Source organism: Paenibacillus liaoningensis, assembly GCF_059609455.1.
This window is the reverse complement of sequence record NZ_JCAALU010000043.1, coordinates 1-4,455: the sequence shown is the minus strand read 5'-3', so window position 1 is coordinate 4,455 and position 4,455 is coordinate 1. Positions and strand designations below refer to the sequence as shown.

Below are 4,455 nucleotides of genomic sequence, written 5' to 3'. Positions count from 1 at the left end.
GTTAACTGGTTTAACAAGCATCGAATTCACGGAACGCTGGGATACCTGACACCTGTTCAATATCGCCTTACAGCCCTTAAAAAAGCTGTCTAATTTTCTGTTGACAATCCAAGCAGTGATAAATGGAGAGATTATCGAGCCAATCACTTTTCAAAAAGTAAAAGATTTTTGTAGTAGAAATGGAATTCAGGCAAGTGAAAATCATATGAGGGTCATTCTCTCTAATGCCACAGAGAATACGCATAGTCCAACTTACAGAAGGTACTTTGAGCGTGTTGGAAAAGGAGAATACAGAATACTTCCTGAGTACCGGCGAAAACCAAAGTATTTCTGGCTGAATATTGATGGGGACTTATATGATTGGACGTTTTCAGATTTAATGACTGGCAGGAGTCAGATTTATTCTAACCATAACCCTAATGGAAGTAAACGAAAGAACGAAAGATGCTTTAAGAGCATTCAGATTGGAGACTTAGTAGTCGCGTATGAAACAGGCGATACTAAGGCAATTACGGCGATATGCCGAGTGACTGATAAGTATGAAGAAAATAATAATACTATGGTCACTTTTGAGAAAATTAGAGGTTTTAATAAATTCTTGGACCTGGATTCAATGAAAGGAATGGAGGTTTTGAGTGACTGTAAAGTCATATGGAACCATAGAGGAACATTACTGGAGCTTGAATCCGAGCATTTTGAAATGATTGTGCAGATGCTCGAAAAACTAAATGTTATTGAAAGTTATCATGCGGAACTTAATCAAGCTGTGCGGAAATCTTTGGATGATGGAAGCGAGGAGAGAAAAAGGCGATTAGAGGGTAGAACTGAACTAATTCCCGAAGCGTATGAGACGACAACAAGGGTTTTTAAGCGTAATCCTGATGTAATTGCTGAGATCCTCGTTAGAGCTAATGGAGTTTGCGAAAAATGTAAAAGTCCGGCTCCGTTTATAAGGGCTTATGATGGAACTCCTTATCTGGAAGTTCATCATGAAATTAAATTAGCAGATGGGGGCGAGGATACCGTTGATAATGCAATTGCCGTTTGTCCAAATTGCCACAGAGAACTACATTTTGGAATTTTAACAGAAATAAAAAGTGAATAACGAAATCGGTGCTCATTCAGGAGGTTAAAGGTTGGAACTTTTAGATATTATACGCTATGAAAATGAGAGTACATATGTTGATTTCAAAAGAAATCAGTATCAAGACAACGTAAGCTTCTTGAAGGATATAATGGCTATGGCGAATGCTAACACTGAGAGTAGTAAACGTTACATCATAATCGGTGTAAAACATTTACCAGATGGAAGTAGAGAATTTATTGGTATACCAAAGGATAAATTTAAAGATGATGCAGATTACCAAGATATCGTTAGGCAGAATATAGAACCTGAGGTTAAATTCGTTTATAAACCATTTGAGTATGAAGGGCACCTTCTTGGTATTTTCGAAATCAAAGAGTGTGAGCAACGTCCCTACGTGATGAAGAAGGTAAATGGGAAGCTTGGTCAGGGAGCCTGTTACATTCGGAGAGGATCTCAACAAGCTCAAGCTATGCGGGCTGACCTGGAAACCATGTATGATGAGCGATTTAAGAAGCAACGAGAAAGAGATATCAAAAATTCGTATATTTATCTTTTAAAAAAAGAATTTGAAAACAATAAATCTCTGTTACAACATATGGGAAGGTTTACAACGGGAGGACCCATAATTGCCGAGTTATGGTCTCCTGCTGCCGAAATAGCAAATCATTTTATTTTTGAAGCGTGGGATTCTATTATGAGGTCAGGTATCATTGCCTCGCTTGAGCTTGATGAAATGCAAATATACCGACAGGCAATAAAGGAAATAAGAGAAGCTGTTTTTTATGTGCGTAAAGCTCATTCTAATTGGAGCCGAGTATTGAATTGGGACAATCCTTTGTATGTTTCAAGTGTGGAATCAAATAACTGGAAGCAGTCAATCTCTCCTAATATAATACTTCAGCAGGACATTCGAGAATGCGAGAAGGCGATTAACGATGCAGTTAAGGCAAGTGAGCGTGCTATAGATCTTTTAAATGTTAATTATGGTCCTCTTTTGTAATTGAAAGTCCCTGCTGGAAATGACCTGATAGGGCACAGAGCAGGGTTTGGTTCACATCAATCAGAAAATGCTGATAATGAATCTAAAACTTCCTCAGAAAGCATATTAATGCTGGAACAGGGTGTGGTTGGGGTATATTTTGAGCCATCAGACTTTGACTTTGAAGTATCTCCGCCACAATCATTTTGACCTCATCATACGTTACGGATGGCTGTCCGTCAGACTTAATTTACTACAGGTCTTCTGGCTCCAATGAAAACTTTTATACTCATGTTAATCAAATCGATTGTAAGATGGCAGAGATGAAAATATGTTGAAACTTAATTAAGCGTTAGGGGGATTTATATGAGCAAAAAACCGCTTAACCATATGAAAGAATGGAGTGCGGCTGACAACATTAAAATTGAAGAACTCGCAAAGCAAATCGATAGTCGAGAAGATCTTGAGAGGATTGCATCAGAAATAGCTACAATTTTTGAACGTACCCCTACAGCAGTGGCTAAGCGAATTGAAATTGCAAAGGGATGGCATTATCGTCAAAGAAAAGATAAAGAAAAGTAACTGTTTAAATTCAATAATAAAAGCCGATGATTTCAGTCAATACTCTGAACTCGCTCGGCTTTTATTGTTTTGATGTATATTTAGGGATATGATTAATATTCAAATAGGCGTTAGTTCTATAAAAATTAGCTATATTTAATACAGTTTTTAATGTAACAGTATAGACAGGAAAATAGTTCGTAAGGAATAAATCAAGCCTATCTGATTGTTGCTCGCCTTCTTTATATCGAGAGGGCGTGTAACAAATGCATAAGAGTTATGAACATGTTACCAAACATGTGTGAGGATTATCATAACTTGTTCATAACATTTATGAGGATGTATGAACAAGTTTCATATAGTATATGATAAGTTCTTATTTATTTTTGTTGCTGATTTGTGTTACGATAATTTTTTTGTTTTGATATTGACTTTTCTCAGATAATAACAGTAAACTTACCCTCAAAATAGGGTGGTTTGAAGGTCAAAGGTATTTTGAGGACACGATTTAACGATATTGATAAGTTGACAACCGCAACAAAAATACGAGAAATAATAAGCCTATCTGATAATTCAGCCACAAGAGTATCGGCTGATTTGAATCGCATGAATAGGAATCTATTGAGATTGATCCATTTCAGACGATGTGGGCGGCTACATCTCCAACAATGCATGCCCAAGTTTGCAATCTAATTGAGCATGCATTTGCAAGTACATCATGGGTTGTCGCATATCAACCACATGAAAACCATGCTCCTCGTGAGCGAGAAGAGGCTCTTACGCTCTGTGCGTATGAGCCTTTTTTTTCATCCTTCTAAAAAACCGTTATAATGCCGCCTCAAAACAACTATGATGCTATCATCGGCGGGAAAAGGGGCTTCGAAAATCGGCAGAATGCTAAGCTCGACTGTTTCCTGCGGAAAATCGTCTCACTAAGCATCTGCACGCTTCCGTTGTGCTCGGCTATTGCCGACCGCTCGGCCTTTGGCACTCTCTGCAAAACGGTTGCCGATTTTCTCGCCCCTTGGGGAAAGCCGTTGCCCCATTTGCAATGGGACAAGTGTTTCTGCGCAACACAAAGGCATTGCCTCATCTAAAGATGAGTCAACAAAGCATGTTGCCGCAAAAGTACGCCGCGACAACCGTCTCTCCGAGACGCAAATGCAACACTGACCATCTACGATGGTCAAATAAACATTATCGCCGCGAACCAATCATTCATTCAGCAAAAGGAGGTGCAAGCAATGGCAAGAAGAAGCAAACCACTCGTTACCCAATTTTTTGCCCGAGACCGACTCGCATTCACTGCAATGCACAGAGTTGGTCATGTCTCTTCCGATCATCTTCGCTTGTGCGGCTTAGCCGATAGGCGTATCCAAAACCTTGTGCGAGATGGTCTTGTTGAAAAGGTTGCGTACAAGAGAAAAGGGAAAAGCGAGTATTGTTATAAACTTACGAAGCAAGGAAGGGAAACTGCCTCTCGCCTATGGGCATTGAGTTATGCATACCATGCTCAATGCCCAATTCATGATATAGCCTTAGCTGATAAGTATTTTAGTTTAACTGACGACCGACGAGAAAGTTGGAAGACAGAAACTCAAATCCGTAATCAGTTTATTGATCAATTGGGACTTCTTCAAAAGCAGGGGAAAGAAGTGGAGGCAAAACTATATGAGGATCGGTTAAAAGAGGGTTTGATTTCAATGCCAGATGCTACATGGATTGTCAACAGAAAATTAGACAGCTTTTTTAAGGGCTGTAAGGCGATATTGAACAGGTGTCAGGTATCCCAGCGTTCCGTGAATTCGATGCTTGTTAAACCAGTTAA

The 4,455-nt window shown here is 39.2% G+C and carries 5 protein-coding genes; 4 read left to right on the top strand and 1 reads right to left on the bottom strand.

Annotated features, from left to right (window positions below; translation table 11 throughout):
* From AC6B99_RS33180 to AC6B99_RS33165, 4 genes are all read left to right on the top strand, one after another.
* Window positions 1-93, top strand: a 93-nt coding sequence (locus AC6B99_RS33180; RefSeq protein WP_496663585.1) for an IS3 family transposase, incomplete at its 5' end; no start/stop codon positions are given.
* Window positions 94-100: 7 nt separating this feature from the next.
* Entirely contained in the window at window positions 101-1,105 is a 1,005-nt protein-coding gene (locus AC6B99_RS33175) for an HNH endonuclease (protein ID WP_496665162.1), read from the top strand.
* 31 nt (window positions 1,106-1,136) lie between these two features.
* On the top strand, window positions 1,137-2,087 hold the full coding sequence (locus AC6B99_RS33170) for an AlbA family DNA-binding domain-containing protein (RefSeq protein WP_496665161.1): 951 nt from the start codon (window positions 1,137-1,139) through the stop codon (window positions 2,085-2,087).
* A 345-nt stretch (window positions 2,088-2,432) separates the two neighbouring features.
* A complete protein-coding gene (locus AC6B99_RS33165) occupies window positions 2,433-2,648 on the top strand; it encodes a hypothetical protein (protein ID WP_496665160.1) in 216 nt (71 codons plus the stop codon).
* Between the two features lie 1,715 nt (window positions 2,649-4,363).
* On the opposite strand, the gene AC6B99_RS33160 is transcribed toward AC6B99_RS33165, so the two are convergent.
* Complete coding sequence (locus AC6B99_RS33160; RefSeq protein ID WP_496665163.1) at window positions 4,364-4,432, bottom strand: hypothetical protein; 69 nt, start codon at window positions 4,430-4,432, stop codon at window positions 4,364-4,366.
* Window positions 4,433-4,455 lie beyond the last annotated feature (23 nt).

Coding starts and splice junctions, on each gene's coding strand:
- AC6B99_RS33165 (WP_496665160.1), top strand. CDS start 2,433: ATGAGCAAAAAACCGCTTAACCATATGAAAGAATGGAGTGCGGCTGAC.